Source organism: Delftia tsuruhatensis NBRC 16741, assembly GCF_001571325.1.
Lineage (GTDB): Bacteria > Pseudomonadota > Gammaproteobacteria > Burkholderiales > Burkholderiaceae_C > Comamonas > Comamonas tsuruhatensis.
This window is the reverse complement of the sequence record NZ_BCTO01000019.1, coordinates 153,123-175,366: the sequence shown is the minus strand read 5'-3', so window position 1 is coordinate 175,366 and position 22,244 is coordinate 153,123. Positions and strand designations below refer to the sequence as shown.

Annotated in this window: 18 protein-coding genes; 12 read left to right on the top strand and 6 right to left on the bottom strand. The window is 69.3% G+C overall.

The genetic code is table 11. From position 1 onward, the window contains the following. The first annotated feature begins 72 nt into the window (after window positions 1-72). From DTS01S_RS08730 to fhuE, 6 genes are all read left to right on the top strand, one after another. The gene (locus tag DTS01S_RS08730) at window positions 73-585 is read left to right on the top strand and encodes a sigma-70 family RNA polymerase sigma factor (protein ID WP_017406812.1); all 513 of its coding nucleotides are present in this window, start codon (window positions 73-75) and stop codon (window positions 583-585) included. Further along, window positions 564-1,577: a FecR domain-containing protein gene (locus DTS01S_RS08725; RefSeq protein ID WP_061287590.1), complete on the top strand. Its 1,014-nt coding sequence runs from the start codon at window positions 564-566 to the stop codon at window positions 1,575-1,577. Before DTS01S_RS08730 ends, DTS01S_RS08725 begins: the two co-directional genes overlap by 22 nt. A gap of 89 nt (window positions 1,578-1,666) precedes the next feature. Continuing rightward, the gene (locus DTS01S_RS08720; protein ID WP_017406810.1) at window positions 1,667-4,153 is read left to right on the top strand and encodes a TonB-dependent siderophore receptor; all 2,487 of its coding nucleotides are present in this window, start codon (window positions 1,667-1,669) and stop codon (window positions 4,151-4,153) included. 126 nt (window positions 4,154-4,279) lie between these two features. Continuing rightward, window positions 4,280-4,762 (top strand): sigma-70 family RNA polymerase sigma factor, encoded by a 483-nt coding sequence (locus DTS01S_RS08715; protein WP_061287589.1) that lies wholly within the window; start codon window positions 4,280-4,282, stop codon window positions 4,760-4,762. Window positions 4,763-4,767: 5 nt separating this feature from the next. Next, window positions 4,768-5,751 (top strand): FecR domain-containing protein, encoded by a 984-nt coding sequence (locus DTS01S_RS08710; protein WP_017406808.1) that lies wholly within the window; start codon window positions 4,768-4,770, stop codon window positions 5,749-5,751. Between the two features lie 142 nt (window positions 5,752-5,893). Beyond that, the gene (gene fhuE / locus DTS01S_RS08705; RefSeq protein ID WP_061287588.1) at window positions 5,894-8,428 is read left to right on the top strand and encodes a ferric-rhodotorulic acid/ferric-coprogen receptor FhuE; all 2,535 of its coding nucleotides are present in this window, start codon (window positions 5,894-5,896) and stop codon (window positions 8,426-8,428) included. A gap of 128 nt (window positions 8,429-8,556) precedes the next feature. Here the strand turns inward: fhuE and DTS01S_RS08700 are convergent, their stop codons facing one another. Together DTS01S_RS08700 and DTS01S_RS08695 are read right to left on the bottom strand one after the other, a co-directional pair. Beyond that, on the bottom strand, window positions 8,557-8,826 hold the full coding sequence (locus tag DTS01S_RS08700; protein ID WP_017406806.1) for a hypothetical protein: 270 nt from the start codon (window positions 8,824-8,826) through the stop codon (window positions 8,557-8,559). Window positions 8,827-8,829: 3 nt separating this feature from the next. Beyond that, complete coding sequence (locus DTS01S_RS08695; RefSeq protein WP_061287587.1) at window positions 8,830-9,201, bottom strand: hypothetical protein; 372 nt, start codon at window positions 9,199-9,201, stop codon at window positions 8,830-8,832. Window positions 9,202-9,919: 718 nt separating this feature from the next. Between DTS01S_RS08695 and DTS01S_RS08690 the strand changes: the two genes are divergently transcribed. From DTS01S_RS08690 to DTS01S_RS08665, 6 genes are read left to right on the top strand one after another with little or no spacing between them, the layout of a single operon-like run. After that, complete coding sequence (locus DTS01S_RS08690; RefSeq protein WP_017405380.1) at window positions 9,920-10,255, top strand: DUF3649 domain-containing protein; 336 nt, start codon at window positions 9,920-9,922, stop codon at window positions 10,253-10,255. 1 nt (window position 10,256) lies between these two features. Continuing rightward, window positions 10,257-11,972 carry a PepSY-associated TM helix domain-containing protein gene (locus DTS01S_RS08685; protein WP_017405379.1) on the top strand — a complete coding sequence of 572 codons (1,716 nt, stop codon included), beginning with the start codon at window positions 10,257-10,259 and terminating at the stop codon, window positions 11,970-11,972. After that, complete coding sequence (locus DTS01S_RS08680; RefSeq protein WP_016450743.1) at window positions 11,969-12,346, top strand: DUF3325 domain-containing protein; 378 nt, start codon at window positions 11,969-11,971, stop codon at window positions 12,344-12,346. The genes DTS01S_RS08685 and DTS01S_RS08680 overlap by 4 nt, the downstream gene beginning before the upstream one ends. 49 nt (window positions 12,347-12,395) lie before the next feature. Next, window positions 12,396-13,637 carry an efflux RND transporter periplasmic adaptor subunit gene (locus tag DTS01S_RS08675; RefSeq protein WP_017405378.1) on the top strand — a complete coding sequence of 414 codons (1,242 nt, stop codon included), beginning with the start codon at window positions 12,396-12,398 and terminating at the stop codon, window positions 13,635-13,637. Then, the gene (locus DTS01S_RS08670; protein WP_061287586.1) at window positions 13,637-15,649 is read left to right on the top strand and encodes an ABC transporter permease; all 2,013 of its coding nucleotides are present in this window, start codon (window positions 13,637-13,639) and stop codon (window positions 15,647-15,649) included. The genes DTS01S_RS08675 and DTS01S_RS08670 overlap by 1 nt, the downstream gene beginning before the upstream one ends. A 1-nt stretch (window position 15,650) precedes the next feature. After that, window positions 15,651-17,108 (top strand): efflux transporter outer membrane subunit, encoded by a 1,458-nt coding sequence (locus tag DTS01S_RS08665; protein ID WP_061287585.1) that lies wholly within the window; start codon window positions 15,651-15,653, stop codon window positions 17,106-17,108. Window positions 17,109-17,178: 70 nt separating this feature from the next. Here the strand turns inward: DTS01S_RS08665 and DTS01S_RS08660 are convergent, their stop codons facing one another. From DTS01S_RS08660 to DTS01S_RS08645, 4 genes are all read right to left on the bottom strand, one after another. After that, complete coding sequence (locus DTS01S_RS08660) at window positions 17,179-18,453, bottom strand: acyl-CoA dehydrogenase family protein (protein WP_016446718.1); 1,275 nt, start codon at window positions 18,451-18,453, stop codon at window positions 17,179-17,181. 79 nt (window positions 18,454-18,532) lie between these two features. Next, complete coding sequence (locus DTS01S_RS08655; RefSeq protein ID WP_061287584.1) at window positions 18,533-19,618, bottom strand: phosphotransferase; 1,086 nt, start codon at window positions 19,616-19,618, stop codon at window positions 18,533-18,535. A gap of 145 nt (window positions 19,619-19,763) precedes the next feature. After that, a complete protein-coding gene (locus DTS01S_RS08650) occupies window positions 19,764-20,483 on the bottom strand; it encodes a Crp/Fnr family transcriptional regulator (RefSeq protein ID WP_012205125.1) in 720 nt (239 codons plus the stop codon). Window positions 20,484-20,654: 171 nt separating this feature from the next. Continuing rightward, complete coding sequence (locus DTS01S_RS08645; protein ID WP_061287583.1) at window positions 20,655-22,193, bottom strand: 3-hydroxyacyl-CoA dehydrogenase; 1,539 nt, start codon at window positions 22,191-22,193, stop codon at window positions 20,655-20,657. Window positions 22,194-22,244: the final 51 nt, after the last annotated feature.

Sequence of the window (22,244 nt, the reverse complement as noted above, 5' to 3'; positions counted from 1 at the left end):
CGCTGGTTACAATAAGTTGAGAATGATTCTTGTTTGATGGTGCCTCCCGCCTTCAAGCCATCGGGTCCTACCATGCCATCCGCCCCAGCCTCCACCCCCCAGCACCGAGAAGCCGCCTCCCTGTACGCCGCCCACCATGGCTGGCTGCAGGGCTGGCTGCGCCGCAGGTTGGGCAACGGGGCGGATGCGGCCGACCTGGCGCAGGACACCTTTGTGCGCATCCTGGGCGTGCGCGACTTGGACGGTGTGCAGGAGCCGCGTGCCTACCTGACCACGGTGGCCAAGGGCGTGCTCGTCAACTGGTACAAGCGCCAGGCGCTGGAGCGCGCCTACCTCGAAGCCCTGGCCGCCTTGCCCGAGCCCGTGGCGCCGTCGCCCGAGCAACGCGCCCTGGTACTGGAGACCCTGCACGAGATAGACGCCATGCTGGACGCGCTGCCGCCCATCGTGCGGCGCACGTTTTTGCTGTCCCAGCTGGACGGCGTGAAGTACGAGGACATCGCGCAGCAGCTGGAGATCTCGCTCACCAGCGTCAAGCGCTACATGGCCCAGGCGTTTCGCCAATGCCTGGTGGCAATGGCGTGATGGAGACGCCCCTGCAAGCGCGCGTGCTCGACGAGGCCGCCGAATGGCTGATGCGCCTGCACGACAGCGGCGCCACCGACGCCGACCGCGCCGCCTGCGAGCGCTGGCGCCAGGCCGACCCACAGCATGCCCTGGCCTGGGAACGCGCCGAGCGGCTGCTGGGCAAGTTGGGCGGCCTGCCTGCAGCGCTGGCCATGCCGGCGCTGGACCGGCCCCGAAGCCACCGCGCCCAGCGCCGCGCCACCGTGGCCCGGCTGGCCGCGCTGCTGGCCGTGGCGCCTGCAGGCTGGCTGGCCTGGCAAGCCTGGTATGCGGCGGACCAGCGCGGCTGGGGCGCCGACCTGCGCACCGCCACCGGCGAGCGCCGTATCGAGCATCTGGCCGATGGCAGCCGCCTCCTGCTGGACACGGCCAGCGCGGTGGACATCCGGTTTGATGGCGCACTGCGCCTGCTCACCCTGCGCCAGGGCGCGATTTCCATAGAAACGGCGGCCGATACCGCCACGCCGCACCGTCCCTTTGTCGTGGACACCGCCCATGGCCGGCTGCGCGCCCTGGGCACCCGCTTCACCGTGCGGCAAGAGGGGGGCAGGGCGGACGGCGGCCCCGTGCGCCTGGCCGTGACCGAGGGCGCCGTGGAGGTCACGCTGCGCGGCGCCGCCAGCCCGGCGCTGGTCGTTCAAGCCGGTCAGCAAACGGTATTGCGAGCGGGGGAGGTGACCGCGCCCCAGCCCCTGCAGCCCGAGGCCACGGCCTGGACCCACGGCATGCTGATGGCCGACGCCATGCCGCTGGCCGCGTTCTGCGCCGAACTGTCGCGCTACCGGCCCGGCCTGCTGCAGTGCGCGCCCGAGGTGCGCGCGCTGCGCGTGTCCGGCTCCTTTCCGCTGGGCGATACGGACCGGACGCTGACCATGCTGGCCTCCACCTATCCCGTCGACGTGCAGACGCGCATGCGCGGCTACTGGATCACCGTGGTCGCCAGGAACTAAAAAAATCGAGGCAGGGTGACACTTTTTCGGATCTCGGCTGGCAACGGGGAAAGAGCTTCTTTCTTCACCGCCTCCAAGGACCGATTTCCATGCCTGCCGTACCCATGCCGCATCCCGTCTTCCATCCCCTGGCGCATGCCGCCCGCCTGGCCCTGCTGGGCATGGCATTGGCCGCAGGCGCCGGGCAGGCGGCCGAACCGGCCCCCGCTTCCGTACCTGCCCCCGCTCCCGCAGCCCAGACCTACCAGATTGCGCCCGGGCCGCTGGGCCGCACGCTGGCCGGCGTGGCCACGGCGGCGGGCATTTCGCTGTCCTTCGATCCAGCGCTGACCGAAGGGCTGACCAGCCCGGCCCTGTCCGGCCACTACGCGCCGCAGCAGGCGCTGCAGCGCCTGCTGGCCGGCAGCGGGCTGGACATGGTGGCGCGCAGCGATGGCAGCTACACGCTGCGCAGGCAGGCCGCACCGGCCGGCGCTGGTGCCGGTTCCACCACGGTCCTGAACGAAGTGCAGGTGACGGCCCGCGCCGAGCGCAGCGCCACCAGCGAAGGCACGGGCAGCTACGCGGCCCGCGCGGTCACGGTGGGCAAGGGCGAGCAGGCGATCAAGGACATCCCCCAGTCCATCAGCGTGATCACGCGCCAGCGCATGGACGACCAGAACCTCCACACCGTGGACGACGTGCTGGCCAGCACCACGGGCATCACCATGTACGACAGCCCCATGGGCGGGCGCTATGTCTACTCGCGCGGCTTCCGCGTGGATACCTACCAGTTCGATGGTGTGAACCGCGCCTTCTACTACCCGCAGGCCGACAACTTCACCAGCAACGCCGCCACGCTGGACCGCGTGGAAGTGGTGCGTGGTGCCACGGGGCTGCTGCAGGGGGCGGGCTCGCCCAGCGCGGCCATCAACATGGTGCGCAAGCGCCCCCTGGCAGAGCGCCAGCTGGAGGTCTCGGCCAGTGTGGGTTCCTGGAACAACCTGCGCAGCGAGATCGATGCCACGGGCCCGCTCAACGAGGCCGGCACGCTGCGCGGGCGCGTGGTCGCCAGCCTCAACAGCCGCGACTATTTCTACGACGTGGCCAGCAGCCGCACCGGCGTGCTCTACGGCGTGCTGGAGTACGACCTCAGCTCCCAGACCCGGCTGACGGTGGGCGCCACCCACGAGCGGCTGCGCTCCACGCCGTTCTTCCAGGGCCTGCCGCGCTATGCCGACGGGGCGGACCTGCGGCTGCCGCGCTCCACCTTCCTGGGCGCGGACTGGAACCGCTGGGACAGCGAGCAGACATCGCTGTTTGCCGAGCTGCAGCACCGCTTCAACGCGGACTGGACCGTCAAGGCCACGGCGGGCTACACCCGGGAAAAGCACGACATGAAGTACGCCTTCGCCCTGGGGGCGATCAATCCCGCCACGCTGGCGGGCAACGAGATGTATGCCGGCCTGTTCGATGTCACCACCGACAACAAGACCCTGGACGTGGCGGTGGACGGCAAATTCGACGCCTTCGGCCGCCGGCATTCGCTGAGCTTTGGCGCCAACACGGGCCGCATGGTCAACGACAGCGACTATTCGCTGATCCGCATGGGCCTGCCCAACAACGTGTTCGACCCGAGCGCCGCCATCCGCGAGCCGTCCCGCGCGGAATTCCTGGCCAACCGCTATCGCGGCGATGAAAGCCGCACCCGCATGACCCAGTCCGGCGCCTACGGCGTGGCGCGGCTGGGCCTCACCGATGCGCTGACCCTGATCGGCGGCGCCCGCATCACCCGCTTCACGGGCAGCAGCAACTACCGCAACACGGGCGAGGCCTACAACGACCCGTACAAGGAAAGCGGCGTCATCACGCCCTATGGCGGCCTGGTCTATGCGCTCAATGACCAGTGGTCGGCCTATGCCAGCTACTCCGACATCTTCCAGGCCCAGAACGCCGTGACGGCGGCCGGCGACCTGCTGGCTCCCATCAAGGGGCGCAATCTGGAAGTGGGCATGAAGGGCGAATTGCTGGACGGCAGGGTGAACGCGGCCGTGGCCCTGTTCCGCATCGACCAGAAGAACCGCGCCGAAGAGGACCTGGTCAACCCCTGCTCGGCCAGCACCTACTGCTATGTCTCCGTGGGCAAGGTCCGCAGCCAGGGGCTGGATGCCGAGATCAGCGGCGAGGTGGCGCGCGGCTGGCAGCTGTTTGCCGGCTACACCTTCAGCCATTTCAAATACCTGGACAACACCTCCAATGCCGGCGTGGAGTTCGCCAGCACCTACACGCCCAAGCACATGCTGCGGGTCTGGAGCGACTACCGCCTGCCGGGCGAATGGAGCGCCTGGAACGTGGGCGGCGGCGTCAACTTCCAGACCGCCAGCTCGCGCGCGGTGGGCGCCATCACCGACGTGCAGCCAGCCTATGCCGTGTGGTCTGCCCGCCTGGGCTACCGCATCGACCGCAACTGGTCCGTGGCACTGAGCGTGGCCAACCTGTTCGACAAGACCTACTACCAGACCATAGGCGCGCCGGCCTGGGGCAATGTCTACGGCGCACCGCGCAGCGCGACGCTCACCCTGCGCGGCAAGTTCTGAAACACGGCCAGGAGGAACGGACTGCAGCAGCGGGCGGTAGAGCAGGGCCGCAAGAGGGTTGCAGTTGCCTATAATTGAGAATTATTCTCAATCTCGGGTCGCCGCGTGTCCAGCCCATCGCCCTCCTTGTCCGCCCATGTCGAATCCCTGTACCTGGCCCACCACGGCTGGCTGCAGGGCTGGCTGCGCAAGAAGGTGGACAATGCCTTCGACGCGGCCGATCTGGCGCAGAGCACCTTCCTCAAGGTGCTGGGCGCCAAGGGGCTGGACCAGCTCCAGGAGCCGCGCGCCTACCTGACCACCATTGCCCGCAACCTGCTGATCAACCAGGTGCGCCGCCGCGCCATCGAGCAGGCCTATCTCGATGCCCTGGCCGCCATGCCCGAGCCCGTGGCGCCGCCGCCCGAGGTCCGGCTCATGGTGCTGGAGACCCTGGTGGAGATAGACCGCCGCCTGGGCCGCCTGCCCGCGCTGGCCAAGCAGGCCTTCCTGCTGGCCCAGCTCGAAGGGCTCGGCCATGGCGAGATCGCGGCCGAGCTGGGCATCTCCATCTCCACCGTCAAGCGGCATCTGGCCAAGGCGGCCATGCGCTGCTTCTTCCCGGAGTAGGCGGCATGCAGGCGTTCCCTTCCGCTTCTTCCCCCATTTCTGCCGAAGTGGCCCGCCAGGCCGTGCAATGGTGGCTGCAACTGAACTCCGGCCAGGCCCAGGCCCGGCAGCACGATGGCCTGCAGCGCTGGCGTGCGGCCAGCCCCGAGCATGAGGCCGCCTGGCAGCGCATCGAATCCATGGGCAGCCAGATGGCCGGCATCCCCATGCCGCTGGCGCGGGCCGCATTGGCCGCACCCGGCTCGGCCGGCAGGCGCCGTGCGGTGCAGGCGCTGGCCGTGCTGCTGGTCTCGGGCGCAGGCTCCGCAGCCGTCGTGCGCTCGCAGGCCTGGCGCGGCTGGACGGCCGACCAGGTGGCTGCCGTGGGAGAGCAGCGCCGGCTGCCGCTGCCCGATGGCGGCAGCGTGTTGCTCAACACCGGCAGCGCCCTCAACCTGCGCTACGGCGCAGCCGAGCGCGTGCTGGAGCTGGTGCGTGGCGAAATCCTCGTGCAGACCGCGCCGGACAGCCTGCACCGGCCCTTCATCGTGCAGACCGCCATGGGCGCCGTCCAGGCCCTGGGCACGCGCTTCACGGTGCGCGAGCGCGAGCCCGGCATCGAAGTGGGCGTGCTGCAAGGCGCCGTGCAACTGCGGCCCGCGCATGCCCCGCATGCCGCGCAGCGCGTCGATGCGGGAGAGCAGGGCACGTTCACGGCCCAGCAGGCCGTGCACTCCGGCGCGCTGGACACGGCGGCCAGCGCCTGGGCCGAAGGCATGCTGGTGGCCTCGCGCATGCGGCTGGAGGATTTCCTGGCCGAGCTGGGCCGCTACCGGCGCGGGCGCCTGGGCTGCGACCCGGCCGTGGCCGGCCTGCACGTCTCCGGCGCCTATCCGCTGGCCGACACCGACCGCGTGCTGGCCGCGCTGACTTCCTCGCTGCCCGTGGAAATCCATTCCTTCTCGCGCTACTGGGTGATGGTGCGGCCTGCCGGGGCGGGCAAGGCATGAGCGGCACGGCCTGCATGAAGGCCTTCGCCTCTCTTTTGAAAAAAATTTGAGCTGATTTGCCGGCGATGGCTGTCAACAGAGACAGGAGCGCACCGCAGCGTGCGCCAACGCTTCTCTACAACCATTGCAACAAGGCCTTTCCATGCGCCCTCAGACCATGCGCCAGAACTCCATGCGGCAGACTGCCGCCCCCACTGTCCGCCCATCCCAGGCGGCCCCGGCGTTGCGGCCCGTGGCGCTGGCGCTGCAGGTGCTGTGCGCGGGCACGCTGGCGGGGCTGGCTGCCGCAGGCGCCCTGGCTCCGGCACAGGCCTGGGCGCAGCCGGCTGCCGGTGCTTCGCAGCAACGCCAGTACGACATTGCCGCCGGCCCGCTGGAAAGCGTGCTCAACCAGCTCGGGCGCGAGGCCGGCGTGCTGGTCACCTTCGGCTCGGCCGTCACCGAAGGGCTGCGCAGCGGCGGCGTGAGCGGGCGCTTCACCGTGGAGCAGGCACTGGACCGCGCCTTGCTGGGCACGCCGCTGGCGGCCGTGCGCTCGGCCGGCGGCGGCTACACCCTGCGCGAGATGCCCGTGGTGTCGGCCACCTCCGGCGCGGCGGGTGCTGCGGGTGCGGCAGGCGCGCCGTCCTCCCAGACACTCAGGACCGTGCTGGTCACGGCCTCGGCCCAGGCCAGCCCCACTACCGAAGGCTCGGGCTCCTACACCACGCCGGCCACGGCGGCGGCCACGGGCCTGAGCCTGTCGCTGCGCGACACGCCGCAGTCCGTCAGCGTGCTCACGCGCCAGCAGATCGAGGACCAGGGCCTGCTATCGCTCAACGACGCCATGCGCAGCGTCACCGGCATCCATGTCGTCAGCTCGGACAGCGACCGCTCGGACTTCTACTCGCGCGGCTTCTACGTGGACAACCTGCAGTACGACGGCGTGCCCACCTCCATCGGCCTGTCGTTCTACGGCGAATCGGGCAACGACACCACCATCTATGACCGCGTCGAAGTGGTGCGCGGCGCCACGGGCCTGCTCACGGGCGCGGGCAATCCGTCGGCCTCCATCAACATGGTGCGCAAGCATGCCAACAGCAAGGTGTTCACGGGCTCGGCCTCGGCCAGCGTGGGCTCGTGGAACCACCATCGCGGCACGGTGGACCTGTCCATGCCGCTGACGCAGGACGGCCGCATCCGCGCACGCGTCGCCGGCATGGCCGAAGAGCGCGACTCCCATGTGGATCTCTACCACGCGCGCAAGCAGGTCTTCTACGGCGTGATCGATGCCGACCTCACGCCCGACACCACGCTCAGCGTGGGCGCCGACTACCAGGCCAACCGGCCCACCGGCTCGACCTGGGGCGGCCTGCCGCTGGTCTTCACGAACGGCATGCCGGCCGACTGGAGCACCTCCAAGACCACGGCCGCGAACTGGACGCGCTGGAACAGCACCAACAAAAGCATCTTCGCCAACCTGCAGCACCGCTTCGGCAACGACTGGAAGCTCAAGGCCAACTTCGTGCACCGCGACAGCGCCTACGACGCCAAGCTGCTGTACCTCATGCGCCAGCCCGACATCACCACCGGCCTGGGCATGGCGGCCCTGCCCAACTACTCCGAATACAGCTTCCAGCAAAACAGCGCCGACCTGCAGGTGACGGGCGGCTGGGAACTGGGCGGGCGCCGCCATGAGGCCGTGGTGGGCCTGACCAGCAGCCGTGCCCGCGAGCACAAGGCCGGCCATGCGCGCACCAGCCCCCTGCAGGACGTGGGCAACTACTACCAATGGGACGGCTCCTATGCCGAGCCCGCCTGGGGGCCGCTGACCACCAGCAGCCTGGACCACACGCGCCAGGACGCGCTGTACGGCGCGCTGCGCCTGTCGCTGGCCGATCCGGTCAAGCTCATCGTGGGCGGGCGCCAGAGCAGCTGGAAGGTGCGCAGCCTCAGCGAGGTGCGCGACCACAACGTCTTCATCCCCTACGCAGGCCTGGTGCTGGACCTGAGCGAAGGCTTCTCGGCCTATGCCAGCTACACCGACATCTTCCAGCCCCAGAACTACCGCGACCGCGGCGGCAGCTACCTGGACCCCGTGGCGGGCAAGAGCTTCGAGATCGGCATCAAGGGCGAGCACCTCAACGGCAGGCTCAACAGCTCCCTGTCCGTCTTCCGCATCCAGCAGGACAACGTGGCCCAGCTGGACGAAGGCCAGGTCGTGCCCGGCACCACCGACTTCGCCTACTACGGCGCCAAGGGCGTGACCAGCAAGGGCTTCGAGGCCCAGGTCTCGGGCGAGCTGGCCACGGGCTGGAACCTGTCGGCCGGCATTGCCCACACCGTCGCGCGTGACGCCCAGGGCCTGTCCATCAACGCCTGGGCGCCCAAGACCCAGGCCCAGCTGTTCACTTCCTACCGCCTGCCCGGTGGATGGAATCAGCTCACCGTGGGCGGCGGCCTGCAATGGCAAAGCCGCACCCGCGCCAGCGTCTTCGTGGCGGGCAATGACCTGGTCTTCGAGCAGAAATCCTTCGCCACCGCCAGCCTCATGGCGCGCTATGCCTTCAGCCCCAGGCTCTCGCTGCAGCTGAACCTGAACAACCTCTTCAACAAGAAGTACTACGTCAACATCGACGGCCAGGGCCAGTTCGGCACGCCGCGCCAGGCCATGGCGGTGCTGAACTACAAGTGGTGAAGCTTTCCCTGTGAGGATGGGGTGGAGTTGGCGCGGCAGCAGCCGAGGACGGCGGTGCAGGCCGCTGGCGCCCATTGCGGAGCCAGCAGCCCTTGCAGAGCCATTGCGGGGTAGGCGGCGGATGGGGGCTACACCACGCGCCGGGCCTCCACCTTCACATGGCCGGCCAGCAGGTCGGCGCTGTCGCGGATGGCACGCAGCGCATGGGCCAGTGCCTGCTGGTTGTGGTGCTCCTGCGGTGCATGCACTGCCGCCAGGGCCAGTTGCGCCAGGGCCGAGATCTCGGTGCAGTTTTCCTGCACGCTGCTGTGGATCTCGGTAATGGCGCTGGTCAACTGGTGCAGGCTGGGGGGCTGTGTCCTGGTGGTGCCCTTGTCCTTCTCCTTGTCCATGGCCATGCCTCAGCCCTGCGGGCGCACCGGCTCATGGGTGCGGCAGTCGAGCAGTTGCGCCATGGCCTTGGCGGCTGCCTCGGCCGCTTCGGCGCGGCGCATCTCGGCCGCGTCTTCGAACCCGCAGCCCATGGCCTGGGCCTCGGTGCCGGCGTAGTCGGCCAGCGTCTCGGCGCTGTCGCGGATGCTTTGCAGGGCGCGGGCCACCACGTCCAGGTGGCGATGGCCCTTGGGCGTCTCCAGCCATGCCAGGGCGAGCTGGGCGATGGAGGAAATCTCTGCACAGCCTTGCTGCACGAGATGGTCCACCTGGGTGAGGGCATTGGACAGCTGCCGGGTGCTGTGGCTGTCCGTGGCGGATTTGGGCTGGGCGGGGGTCATGCCTGGGCCCTCCGTGTGGAAAGGGCGGCGCCAAAAGAGGGCGTGCAGGCGAGTGCGAGAGAAACGGCGTTCATGGTTCCGTACTCCTGTGTGAGATTTGAAACCGCCAATTCCGCGTTTTGAAGCACGGAAAAGGTGGACGGGATGTTCAAAACACGCACACAGACGTGCGGGCAGCCTTGCGGACAGCCCCATCCCGCCCGTAACCGTTGGGACGAGCGGGCGGGAGCCCACTTGCCAGGTGTTCAGACGTGACGAGGCCTTCTTTCGGGAAGGCTCAGCCGCTGTGTGGTGAAGGTGTTTTGAAGCACCGGCCCCGTGACAGGGGGCCGGTGCGGATGATAGCGCGTGCGGCGTGCGCAAAGTCGCTTGGCGGCCCGTTGCACCTTGCGATCGCGCCCTTTCAGGGATGGCCCAGGAACCGCTGAAAGAGCCCGGCATGCATTGCTTTTATTGAGAATGATTCTTCTTTGCGCGGTTATGATCCAGCCCCATGGATTTGTCCGCCTCCTTCACCGCACTCCGCGTGCAGGGTGAGCGCCAGCCCCATGCCGGCCTGCGGGCGGGCACAGCAACACCGGGCGTAGGCCGGCAACCACCCAGGCCGCTGTCCATTGCGGCTGGCCCTTTTTTCAATCTCGTTTGTCATGTATCAGGAGGGCCGTCACGGCCATTGCTTTCGGCATTTGCATTGCCGCTTTTCTGAACAACCCACTACATGTCCCTTTCGCATTCCGGCCAATCCGGCCAATCCGGCCATTCCGCCAAACCCACCCATCCGGGCCTGCTTGTGCTGTCCCGCCTGCTGGCCGCCGTCTTCGGCGGCTATGCGCTGGCCAGTGCGCTGGCGGCCTTCCTGGCCGCTGCGTTGCCCGGCGCGCGTGTCGATGCCGTGATCGCCGGCATGCAGTGGAGCTTTGCGCTGCACGCGCTGGCGGTGATCTGGGCGTTCTCGCCGGTTTCGGCGGGCCGGGTCTGGCTGGGGTTGCTGGTGCCTGCGTCCCTGATGGGCGGCGCCGCGCTGCTGCTGGCGCGCAATGGCGGGGGAGGCTGAGATGGCAAAGGAGCAGATCAGCAAGGTCCCCGGCAGCGGCGCTGCCACGGGCGGTTTCCGCCAGGCCCAGGCCTGGCTGCATACCTGGTGCGGGCTGTGGTTTTCGTGGCTGCTGTTCGCGGTGTTCCTCACGGGTTCGCTGGCCGTGTTCCAGGAAGCCATCACGCACTGGATGACGCCCGAGCACCATGCCGAGGAGGCGGCCGAGGCGGCAGCGCGCGCCGCCGCGCCGGCCGGGCAGGGTGCGGACCTGGGCCAGCGCCTGGCCTGGGGCGCGGCCTACATGCAAAAGCACCACCAGGGCGCGCAGATGTGGGAGATCTGGCCGTCCGACGACAAGGGCGGCGGCGACCTGCGTGTCTACTGGTTCGACGCCAACCGCCAGTACGCCGATGCCGAGCTGGACACCGCCACGGGCGAGGAAATGGGGGCCGGCCACGGCCACGGTGCCGCGCGCGCCACCATGGGCGGCAACCATTTCGTGGACTTCCACTATGAACTGCATGCAGGGCAGGTGGGGCTGTGGGTGATAGGCATTGCCGCCATGGCCATGCTGGTGGCCCTGGTCAGCGGCGTGATCACGCACAAGCGCATCTTCAAGGACTTCTTCACCTTTCGCGCACGCAAGGGCCAGCGCAGCTGGCTGGACGCGCACAACGCCGTGGCGGTGCTGACGCTGCCCTTCCAGTTCATGATTGCCTATACCGGCATCGCCATCTCCAGCCTGAGCTTCATGCCCGTTGGCGTCTGGACGGTCTATGGCACGGACCAGGCCGCCCGCACGGCCTTCATCGCCGACATGAACGAGGCCGGGCCGCCCGCGCTGTCCGGCAAGCCCCTGGCGGTGCCCGATCTGGAGCCCTTTGCACGGCGCGGCCAGGAGCTGATGGGCCAGGCGGTGCGCGCGGTGGTCATCGACCATCCCGGCGATGCCTCGGCACGCATCGGCGTCTACGGCTGGAACAGCGATGACCGTGCACATCAGCGCCTGAGCCCCAATTCGGGCATGGCCATGTTCTCGGCCGCCACGGGCGAGGTGCTGCAGGTACGCCTGCCCGGCGGTGCCGACGGCGGCGCCCCCTCGCTGGCCCAGGCGGTCATGGGCGGGCTGCACATGGTCAAGTTCGGCGGGCTGGCCATGAAGTGGCTGTACTTCCTGTGCGGCCTGGCGGGCGCGGCCATGATGGCCACGGGCGCCATCCTCTTCATGGTCAAGCGCCGCAGCCGCCACCAGGGCGAGTTCGGCAGCGCCACGGCGCGCGTGTACCGGCTGATCGAGGGCCTGAACGTGGCGGCCATCGCCGGGCTGGGCCTGGGCTGCATCGGCTACCTGTGGGCCAACCGCCTGGTGCCCGTCGGCCTGGCGCACCGCGATGACTGGGAGCTGGCCGTGTTCTTCGGGCTGTGGGGCCTGGCGCTGGTCCATGCGCTGGCCTGCGCGCCAGCCACGGCCTGGCGCCAGCAGATGGGCCTGCTGGCCATGCTGTGCCTGCTGCTGCCGCTGCTCAACTGGATCACCGTGGGCGAGCCGCTGTCGGCCCACATGCTGGAGGGCGACTGGGAAAGCGCCGGGGTGGAGCTGTTGTGCCTGGCCACGGGGCTGGCGGCCGCCTGGGCCTGGCGCTGGCTGGTGCGGCGTGGCGCGGGTGCCGCCGCCAAGGCAAGGACGGCCAAGGGGCAGGCCGCCGTGGCCGGCCCCTCGGAGGTGCAGGCATGAGCACGTTGCACGCATCCCTGGCCGCACTGGCCCTGGCCTTTGCAGGCATGGCGGCCCTGGCCTTTGCCATGGACCGCCACTACGAACAATTGACCGGCGCGCGCGAGCTGCCGGCCCGCCGTGGCCCGCAGTTGCGCGGCCTGGGCACGGCGCTGCTGGCGCTGGCCCTTGTGCCCGTTGTCTCGGGCTGGGGCGGCACGGTGGGCACGGTGGCCTGGCTGGGCTTTGTGTCCGCCGGCGCGCTGATGGCCGTGGCCCTGATCAGCGCCCATGCGCGCTGGGCGGCGCGGCTGGCCTGGTTGGCTGGCGTGCTTGCCGTGGCGGATTTGGCGTGGATTGTTTTCAGTTTCGGCATTACGGGGTTTTTCAGATGAGTTTCCTGCTTTCGTTCCAGTTCGGGGTGTGTGTGGTCGGGAGGCAAGCATGACGCGCACGCAGCAACGCTGGAAAGCCATCGCCGTGGCGGTGGTCCTGTTGGCGGCGGCCGGGGGCGCGGCCGCCTGGTGGTCCAGCCGGCCTGCCGTGGCCTATCAGACCGAGACCGTGGCACGCACCGATATCGAGTCCACCGTCACGGCCATCGGCACGCTGCAGCCACGCCGCTATGTGGACGTGGGCGCCCAGGTGTCGGGCCAGGTCACCCGGCTGCGCGTGGAGCCCGGCGCCCAGGTGGAAAAGGGCGCACTGCTGGTGGAGATCGACCCCAGCGTGCAGCGCGCCACGGTGGATGCGGGGCGTGCCTCGCTGGCCGGCCTGCGCGCCCAGCTGGCCGAGCAGCAGGCGCTGCGCAAGCTGGCCGAGCAGCAGCTCACGCGCCAGCGCCAGCTGGCCCGCGACGGGGCCACGCGCGAGGAAGACCTGCAGACCGCAGAAGCCAACCTGGCCGCCGCCGGTGCCCGCATGGAGCACCTGAAGGCCCAGATCGACCAGACCCAGGCCACGCTCAAGGCCGACGAGGCGCGCCTGGGCTATACGCGCATCTACGCGCCCATGGCGGGCACCGTGGTGTCGGTGGAGGCGCGCGAGGGCCAGACGCTGAACGCCACCTACCAGACGCCCAACATCCTGCGCATTGCCGACCTGTCGGCCATGACGGTGTGGACCGAAGTGTCCGAGGCCGACGTGCGCCGCGTGCGCGACGACATGCCGGTGTACTTCACCACGCTGGGCGGCGCCGACCAGGCCAGGCCCCGGCGCTGGTCCAGCAAGGTGCGCCAGGTGCTGCCTTCGCCCTCTACCAGCCAGGCGCCGGCCGGCGGCAATGCGGGCCAGGCGCCTGCGCCCGCCACCAAGGCCGTGGCCTATACCGTGCTGTTCGATGTGGACAACGAGGACGCCGAGCTGATGCCCCAGATGACGGCCCAGGTGGTCTTCGTCACCGGCCAGGCCGCGCAGGCACTCACCGTGCCGCTGATGGCCGTGGCCGACAAGGCGGGAACGACTGGCAAGGCGGAAAAGGCAGAGAAGGCAGAGACGGCCGAGAAGGCAGGCAGCACGCAGACCGTGCGCGTGCTGGACGCCAAGGGTCAGCCCGAGCAGCGCACCGTGCGCCTGGGCGTGCGCAGCCGCCACCAGGCCGAGGTGCTGGAGGGCCTGAAGGAAGGCGAGCGCGTCATCGTCGGCGAGACGCCTCTGGACCGTGGCCCGCGGTGGCTGCAATGGTGATGGCGCAGGGCATGCAGGCCGGCGCGCCGCTGACCGCACCGCTGATAGAGCTGCGCGGCATCACCAAGCACTACGGCGGCGGCGACAGCGGCCAGCCCGCCGTCACCGTGCTGCACGGCATCGACCTGGAGATACGCGCGGGCGAGTTCGTGGCCGTGGTGGGCAGCTCGGGCTCGGGCAAGTCCACGCTGATGAACATCCTGGGCTGCCTGGACCGGCCCAGCGAGGGCAGCTACCACTTCCAGGGCCAGGACGTGGCCACGCTGGACTCGGACGCGCTGGCCTGGCTGCGGCGCGAGGCCTTCGGCTTCGTCTTCCAGGGCTACCACCTGATCGCCAGCGAAAGCGCCAGCGAGAACGTGGAAATGCCCGCCATCTACGCCGGCCTGCCCAAGGAAGAGCGCGTGCGGCGCGCCCGTGCGCTGCTGGAGCGCCTGGGCCTGGGCTCGCGCCTGGGCAACCGGCCCAACCAGCTGTCGGGCGGGCAGCAGCAGCGCGTGTCGATTGCGCGTGCGCTGATGAACGGCGGCCAGATCATCCTGGCCGACGAACCCACGGGCGCGCTGGACTCGCACAGCGGCGCCGAGGTCATGGCCCTGCTGCGAGAGCTGGCCGACGCGGGCCACACCATCATCCTCATCACCCACGACCGCACTGTGGCCGCCCAGGCGCGCCGCGTGATCGAGATCAGCGACGGCCGCATCACCAGCGACAGCCGGCGCGACGATGCCGCCAACGCGGTGAATGCGGCGAATGCGGCGAATGCGGGCGCCGCTGCCCTGCCGCTCACGCCGCAGCGCTGCAGCGCCGGCGCGCCCTGGCTGGCCGAACTGTTCGAGGCCGCGCGCAGCGCCTGGCGCGGCATGCGCATGAACCGCGTGCGCACCAGCCTGACCTTGCTGGGCATCGTCATCGGCGTGGCCTCGGTGATTGTGATGCTGGCCATTGGCGAGGGCGCGCGGCGCAAGGTGGTCGAGCAGATGGGGACCATGGGCACGGCCATCCTCTACATGGGCAGCAAGCCGCCGGCCACGGGCGGGCCGGCCGGGCAGATGACCGAGGAAGACCTGGCCGCCGTGCGCGAACTGCCCGAGATACGGCGCGTCATGCCCGTGATCGGCGACCCCATCACCGTGCGCTACGGCAAGGCCGACAAGCAGATCTACGTGTTCGCCGCCAGCGAGGAGATGCCCCTGGTGCACCACTGGAAGGTGGCCCAGGGCCGCTACTACACCGAGGCCGAGGACCGCGACCTGGCGCCCCTGGTGGTCCTGGGCCACAAGGCGCACCAGCATTTCTTCCCCGACACGCCCAACCCGCTGGGGCGCCAGCTGATCATCGGAACATCGGCCTTCGAGGTCATCGGCGTGATGAGCGAGCGCGGCGCGGACTCGGGCGCGCAGAACTATGACGACATGGTCTTCATTCCCTACCGCTCGGGCCGGGCGCGCGTCTACCAGTCGCAGACCCAGCCCGACTATGTGGTGATCGAGGCCATGTCCTCCGACGTGGTGCACGAGGCGGAGGAGGCCATGCGCAAGCTGCTGCTGGCGCGCCACGGCGGGCGCGAGGACTTCGGCATCGGCAACGCGGCCGCGCGCATCCAGGCCGAGGCGGCCACGCGCCAGAGCATGGCGGTGATGCTGGGCCTGATTGCCGCCGTTTCCCTGGTGGTGGGCGGCATCGGCGTGATGAACGTGATGCTGATGACGGTGCGCGAGCGCACGCGCGAGATCGGCATCCGCATGGCCACGGGCGCGCGCCAGCGCGACATCCTGCGCCAGTTCCTGACCGAGGCCAGCCTGGTCACCTTCGTGGGCGGCACGGTGGGCCTGCTGGCCGGCCTGGCCGTGGGCGTGGTGCTCATCATGGCGGGCGTGCCCGTGGTGTTTTCGGTGCGCGCCATGCTGGGCGCCTTTGCCTGCGCCGTGGTGACGGGCCTGGTGTTCGGCTACATGCCGGCCAAGACGGCGGCGCGGCTGGACCCGGTGCGTGCGCTGGCGGGAGAGTGAGATGAAAGACATGAACGACAAGACGCTGGGAAATGCGAGCCTGGGCTGCATCGCTCTCGCGCTGCTTGCCCTGGGCGGCTGCGCCGCGCAGCAGACGGTGCCGGACAGGACAGCGCCTGCGCTGGCCGCTTCGTGGAAGCAGCAGGGCGAAGCCGTCCCTGCCTCTGTTTCACCGCAGTGGTGGCAGGCCTTTGGCAGCGCGGAGCTGGGCGGCATGGTGCAGGCCGCCCAGGACCAGAGCCTGGACATGGCTGCCGCCATGGCCCGCGTGCGCCAGGCCGAGGCGGCCACGCGCCAGGCGGGCGCGGCGCTGCTGCCCTCGCTCAATGGCGAGCTGCGCGCCCAGCGCATGAACCATGCACAGGTGGCGGGCGGGCAGGCCAGCGTCTACGGCGCCGCGCTGACGGCCTCGTATGAGGTGGACTTCTGGGGCCGCAACCGCGCCACGCGCGATGCGGCGGCGGCGGCCTGGCAGGCCAGCCGGTTTGACCAGGACACGGTGCGCCTCACGGTCACCGCCCAGGTGGCCCATGGCTGGCTGCAGGCCGTGGCGCTGCGCGAGCGCCAGGCCATTGCGGCGCGCAACGTGGCCAATGCCGAGCGGCTGCTGGGCCTGGTGGAGTCCCGTGCGCGCGCAGGCGCCGCCACCCAGCTGGAGTTGGCCCAGCAGCGCGGCCTGGTGGCCAGCCAGCGCCAGGCCCTGGCCACGCTGCGCCGCCAGGGCGAGGATGCCGATGCCACGCTGGCCGTGCTGCTGGGCCAGGCCCGGCGCCCCGCGCTGGCCACGGATTCGCTGCAAGCCCTGCAGCTGCCCGAGATCGGCCCAGGCCTGCCCACGCAGCTGCTGCAGCGCCGCCCTGACATTGCCAGTGCTGAGGCGCAACTGACCGCCGCCAGCGCCAACCTGCAGGCCGCCCGTGCGGCGCTGTGGCCCCGGCTGACCCTCACGGGCAGCGCGGGCACCAGCGCGGGCCGCGCCAGCGACTGGCTGCGCGAGCCGGTCTATTCGCTGCTGGCCGGCCTCGCCGGCCCCATCTTCGATGGCGGTCGGCTGGCGGCCGAGCGCGATGGCGCCCAGGCCCGGCGCGAGGAGCTGCTGGCCGGCTATTACAAGTCCATCGTCGCGGCCTATGGCGATGTGGACCTGGCGCTCAACGCCGTCCACGGCCTCAAGGCCCAGGCCGAGGCCCAGGCCGAGGTGCTGGCCCAGGCCCGCCAGGCCGTGTCGCTGGCCGAGCTGCGCTACAAGGCCGGGGCGGAAAGCCTGCTGTCCCTGCTGCAGGCCCAGACCACGCTGTACGCGGCCCAGGACGATGCCGTGCTGCAGCGCCTGCTGCAGCTGCAGGCGCGCGTGGCGCTGTACCGGGCGCTGGGCGGGGGGTGGGAGGCGCCTGCCATGGGCGCTGAAATGCCGGAAAGACAGGCACAAAAAAGCCAGGGGGCATTGCCACCTGGCTGAGAGGGAAGGGCCAGGGCCGCCACCCGGTCCTGCCGGGTGTGCGGCCTGAGGCCTCAGGCTTGAAGCCTGCTCAGCTGCCGCGCGTGATGGGCACGCCGGCATCCTTGCCGTAGGCGCCGTACTTGCCCAGCTCCCACTTGGCGATGGCGTTGCGGTGCACCTCGTCCGGGCCGTCGGCAAAGCGCAGCGTGCGCGCGTGGGCGTAGGCGCTGGCCAGCGGGAAGTCGTCGCTCATGCCGCCGCCGCCGTGCACCTGCATGGCCCAGTCGATGACCTGGCAGGCCATGCTGGGGGCCACGACCTTGATCATGGCGATCTCGCTGCGTGCCACCTTGTTGCCGGCGATGTCCATCAGCCAGGCGGCCTTGAGCGTGAGCAGGCGCGCCATGTCGATGCGGCAGCGTGCCTCGGCGATGCGTTCCTGCGTCACGGTCTGCTGGGCCACGCTCTTGCCGAAGGCGATGCGCGAGCTGGCGCGCTTGCACATCAGCTCCAGCGCGCGCTCGGCCAGGCCGATCAGGCGCATGCAGTGGTGGATGCGGCCGGGGCCAAGGCGGCCCTGGGCGATCTCGAAGCCACGGCCCTCGCCCAGCAGGATGTTGCCCACGGGCACGCGCACGTTCTCGAAGTACATCTCCATGTGGCCGTGCGGCGCGTCGTCATAGCCCATGACGTTGAGCGGGCGCACGATGCGGATGCCGGGCGCGTCGCCGGGCACGATGATCATGCTTTGCTGCGAGTGCTTGGGCGCATCAGGGTCGGTCTTGCCCATGGTGATGAAGACCTGGCAGCGCGGATCGCCGGCACCCGAGATCCACCACTTGTGGCCGTTGATCACGTACTCGTCGCCCTGGCGCTCGATGCGGGTGCAGATGTTGGTGGCGTCGGAGGAGGCCACCTCGGGCTCGGTCATGGCGAAGGCCGAGCGGATCTTGCCGTCCAGCAGCGGCTTGAGCCAGCGCTCCTTGAGTTCGGTGCTGCCGTAGCGCGCAATGGTCTCCATGTTGCCGGTGTCGGGCGCAGAGCAGTTGAACACCTCGCTGGACCATGGCACGCGGCCCATGATCTCGGCCAGCGGCGCGTATTCCTGGTTGGTCAGGCCGCCGCCCTTGTAGCCTGCGGCCTCGGCGCTGTCCACGGGCAGGAACAGGTTCCACAGGCCTTGCTCCCGGGCCTTGACCTTGAGCTTCTCGATGGTCTGCAGCGGCGTCCAGCGCTTGCCTGCGGCGGTGTTGGCTTCCATCTCGGCGGCATAGTCCTTTTCGCCGGGATAGATGTGCTCGTCCATGAACTTCAGCAGGCGTTCCTGCAGGTCCTTGGTCTTGGGCGAATATTCAAAGTCCATGGATGCGCTCCTTCTCTTGGCTTGTCGCTTGTGGTGGAAACGGGGTGATCGGTGAGTGTTGGGGGCTGGTCTGGATGGCTCAGCTGCGCTGGGCGAAGGACCAGGCCAGCTCGGCCATGGGCCGGGCCGTGTCGCCCGAGGCCTTGGCCTGGGCGCTGGAGGCCGTGCCGGCCTCCACGCGCTTGGCAATGCCCTGCAGGATGGCCGCGATGCGGAACATGTTGTAGGCCATGTAGAAGTTCCAGTCGGCGCGCAGCGTGTCCACGTCCTTGAGGCCCGTGCGCTCGCAGTAGCGGCGGATGTATTCCTCTTCGTCCGGAATGCCCAGGGCCGCCAGGTCCTTGCCTGCGATGCCCCGGCCCAGCGTGGCGGGGATGTGCCAGCTCATGCAGTGGTAGCTGAAGTCGGCCAGCGGGTGGCCCAGGGTGGACAGCTCCCAGTCCAGCACGGCGATGACGCGCGGCTCGGTGGGGTGGAACATGAGGTTGTCCAGGCGGAAGTCGCCGTGCACGATGGACACGCGCGAGGCATCCAGCGCGCTGGCCGGCATGTGGGCGGGCAGCCACTGCATGAGCTGGTCCATCTCGGGGATGGGCTGGGTGACCGAGGCCACGTACTGCTTGCTCCAGCGGCCGATCTGGCGCTCGAAGTAGTTGCCGCTCTTGCCGTAGTCGGCCAGGCCCTGGGCCGCGAAGTCCACGGTGTGCAGGGCCGAGATCACGCGGTTCATCTCGTCGTAGATGGCGGCGCGCTGGGCCGGCTCCATGCCGGGCAGGGACTGGTCCCAGAGCACGCGGCCTTCCATGCACTCCATGATGTAGAAGGCGCGGCCGATGATGGACTCGTCCTCGCACAGCGCATACATGTGGGGCACGGGCACGTCGGTGCCGGCCAGGCCCTTCATCACGCGGAACTCGCGCTCGATGGCATGGGCCGAGGGCAGCAGCTTGGCCACGGGGCCGGGCTTGGAGCGCATCACGTAGCTGCGTCCCGGGGTGATCAGCTTGTAGGTGGGGTTGGACTGGCCGCCCTTGAACATCTCCACCTGCAGCGGGCCGGCAAAGCCCTGCACATGGCCCTGCATCCAGGCGGTGAGCGCGGGCACGTCGAATGCGTGCTGGTCGGAGACGGCGCGTGTGCCTACGAAATGGTCGAAAGTGCTCATGGGGCAGTCAGTCCTGTGATCGGTTCGAGAATCGGTTCAACAAACGGGAACAGCCGCGCAGCACGGGCGCGGCAAGGCACCGGCCGGCGCGAACGTCCGGTCGGTGCAAGAAAAGGGGAGGGGGCGCGGCGCGGGCCGCGCAGGTTCAGGCGTCGGGCGCGGCGATGCGCAGCAGTGTGTCGCGGTCGCAGACCACCAGGCCGCCCGGCTCGATGCGGATGGCGTTCTCGCGTTCCATGGCCTTGAGTTCCTGGTTCACGCGCTGGCGCGAGGCGCCCAGCAACTGGGCCAGTTCCTCCTGCGCCAGGTGCAGGCCGATGCGGATCTCGCTGCCATCCGACAGGCTGGTCACGCCATAGCTGCGCACCAGGTGCAGCAGCTGCTTGGCCAGGCGCGCGCGCAGCGGCAGGGTGTTGAGGTCCTCGACCAGGCCGTAGAGCTGGCGGATGCGCCGTGCATGCAGGCGCAGCATGGCTTCCGAGAACTCCACATGCATGGACAGGATTTTCTTGAAGTCGGTCTTGGACACGCACAGCAGCGTGGTCTCGCCATGCGCATAGGCATCGTGCGTGCGCTTGTCCCCGTCCAGGATGGCCACGTCGCCGAACCAGATGCCCGGCTCCACGTAGTCCAGCGTGATCTGCTTGCCCGTGATCGAGGTCGAGCTTACGCGCACCGCACCCCGGGCGCAGGCGATCCATTCCTCGGGCGGTTCTCCGCGTGCGCAGATGAGCGTGCCATCTTTGAACCGTTTGACGTAAGCGCATCGAAGAATGTCGTGCCGAAGCGATGGAGAAAGTGATGAAAACCAGCGACCGGAATTGATCGCTTCACGTTCTTCGATGGTAAGAATCGGGTCGTCCATGGCCTGTCTTTTGCGTGACTGATGACGGTCACATTGTCGCGTGTGGGACCGCCGCGGCGCAGCATGCCGCCGGCGGGCCTGTCACTTCGGTGTCTGGGCCTGCCGAAAACGGGGCAGGGCGGCGAAAAAAAAGGCGACCCGTCGTGCATCGGGTCGCCGGCTTTGCAGGGCTTATGGCTCCTCGTGCGTGAGGCTCAGCCCCAGCGCGCCACGGCGGCGCAGCCAGGGGCTGGGGCGGTAGCGCGGATCGCCGTAGACGGTCTGCAGGTTGAACAGGACCTCCAGCATGTTGGTGGGCCCCCAGCGGTCGCCCATGGCCAGCGGGCCCATGGGATAGCCCAGGCCCAGGGTCACGGCCTTTTCCAGGTCGGCCGGGCTGCCGATGCCCTGCTGGCAGATGTCGCTGGCGATGTTGACGATGGAGCCCACCACGCGCTGCGTGACGAAGCCGCCGCTGTCGCGGATCACGCTCACGGCCTTGCCGTCGCTCGCAAAAAGCGCATGGGCGGCGTCGCACATGTCGGTGCGCGTGGCCGGCGTGGTGGCCAGCACGCGGCGGCGCGTGTCGGCGTCGGCGATCAGCATGTCGATGCCCATGGTGCGCGTGCAGTCCAGCCGCTCCACGGCAGCCACCGTGGTCACGTCCAGGCCCAGCGGCGCCACCAGGATCAAGGCCTGCTCGGTCGGTGCCTGCGCGGTTTCAATGCGCGCGCCCAGGCTCTTGAGCAACTGGTAGATCTCGTTGCGCCGGGCCGCGCGTGCCGACACCCAGACCGGTGGCAGCGTCTGCACCTGCGGCACGGCAGGCTCGGCAGGCTGCTCGGCGCGGCCTTCGGCATAGCGGTAAAAGCCCTGGCCGGTCTTGCGCCCCAGCAGGCCGGCCGCCACGCGCTGCGCGGCAATGGGGCTGGGGCGGTAGCGCGGCTCCTGGTAGTACTGGTGGTAGATGTGCTCCATCACGGCATGGGTGACATCCAGGCCGGTGAGATCCATCAGCTCGAACGGGCCGAGCTTGAATCCCACCTGCTCGCGCAGGATGCGGTCGATGGTGGCGAAGTCGGCAATGCCTTCCTGCACGATGCGCAGCGCCTCGGTCACATAGCCGCGGCCCAGGTGGTTGACCAGGAAGCCCGGCGTGTCCTGCGCACGCACGGGCGTGTGGCCGAAGCTGCGCGCGAACTGCGCCAGCGTGGCGCAGGTGGCCTCGTCCGTGGCCAGGCCGCGCACGATCTCCACCACCTTCATCAGCGGCGCCGGGTTGAAGAAGTGAAAGCCGGCAAAGCGCTGCGGGTGCTCGAGCGCCGTGGCCAGCGTGGTGATGGACAGGGCCGAGGTATTGCTGGCGATGAGGGTCCCGGGCGCAACGATGGCCTCCAGCTCGCGCAGCAGCGCCTGCTTGGCATCCATGCGCTCGACGATGGCCTCGATCACCAGGTCGCAGTTCCTGAACGCATCGAGACCGTCCGCCACCGTCACCCGGGCCTTGCAATCTGCGGCCTGCTCACTTGTTATTTTTTGTTTCTTCTCAAGCAGGTCCCACAGCGCAAACAGCTGTTGCTGCGCTTGCGCGGCAGCGCCCGGGCGAGCGTCCTGCAGCAGCACGCCGGCGCCTGCCTGGGCGGCCAGCTGGGCAATGCCTTGCCCCATGATGCCTGCGCCTATCAATCCGACGTTCCTGATAGGAGAAATGTTGTTTTGGATCATGTACATAGAGGAGGTGTCCTACAGGTGTCTATGCAAAAATGCAAGCGTTCAAAGAAA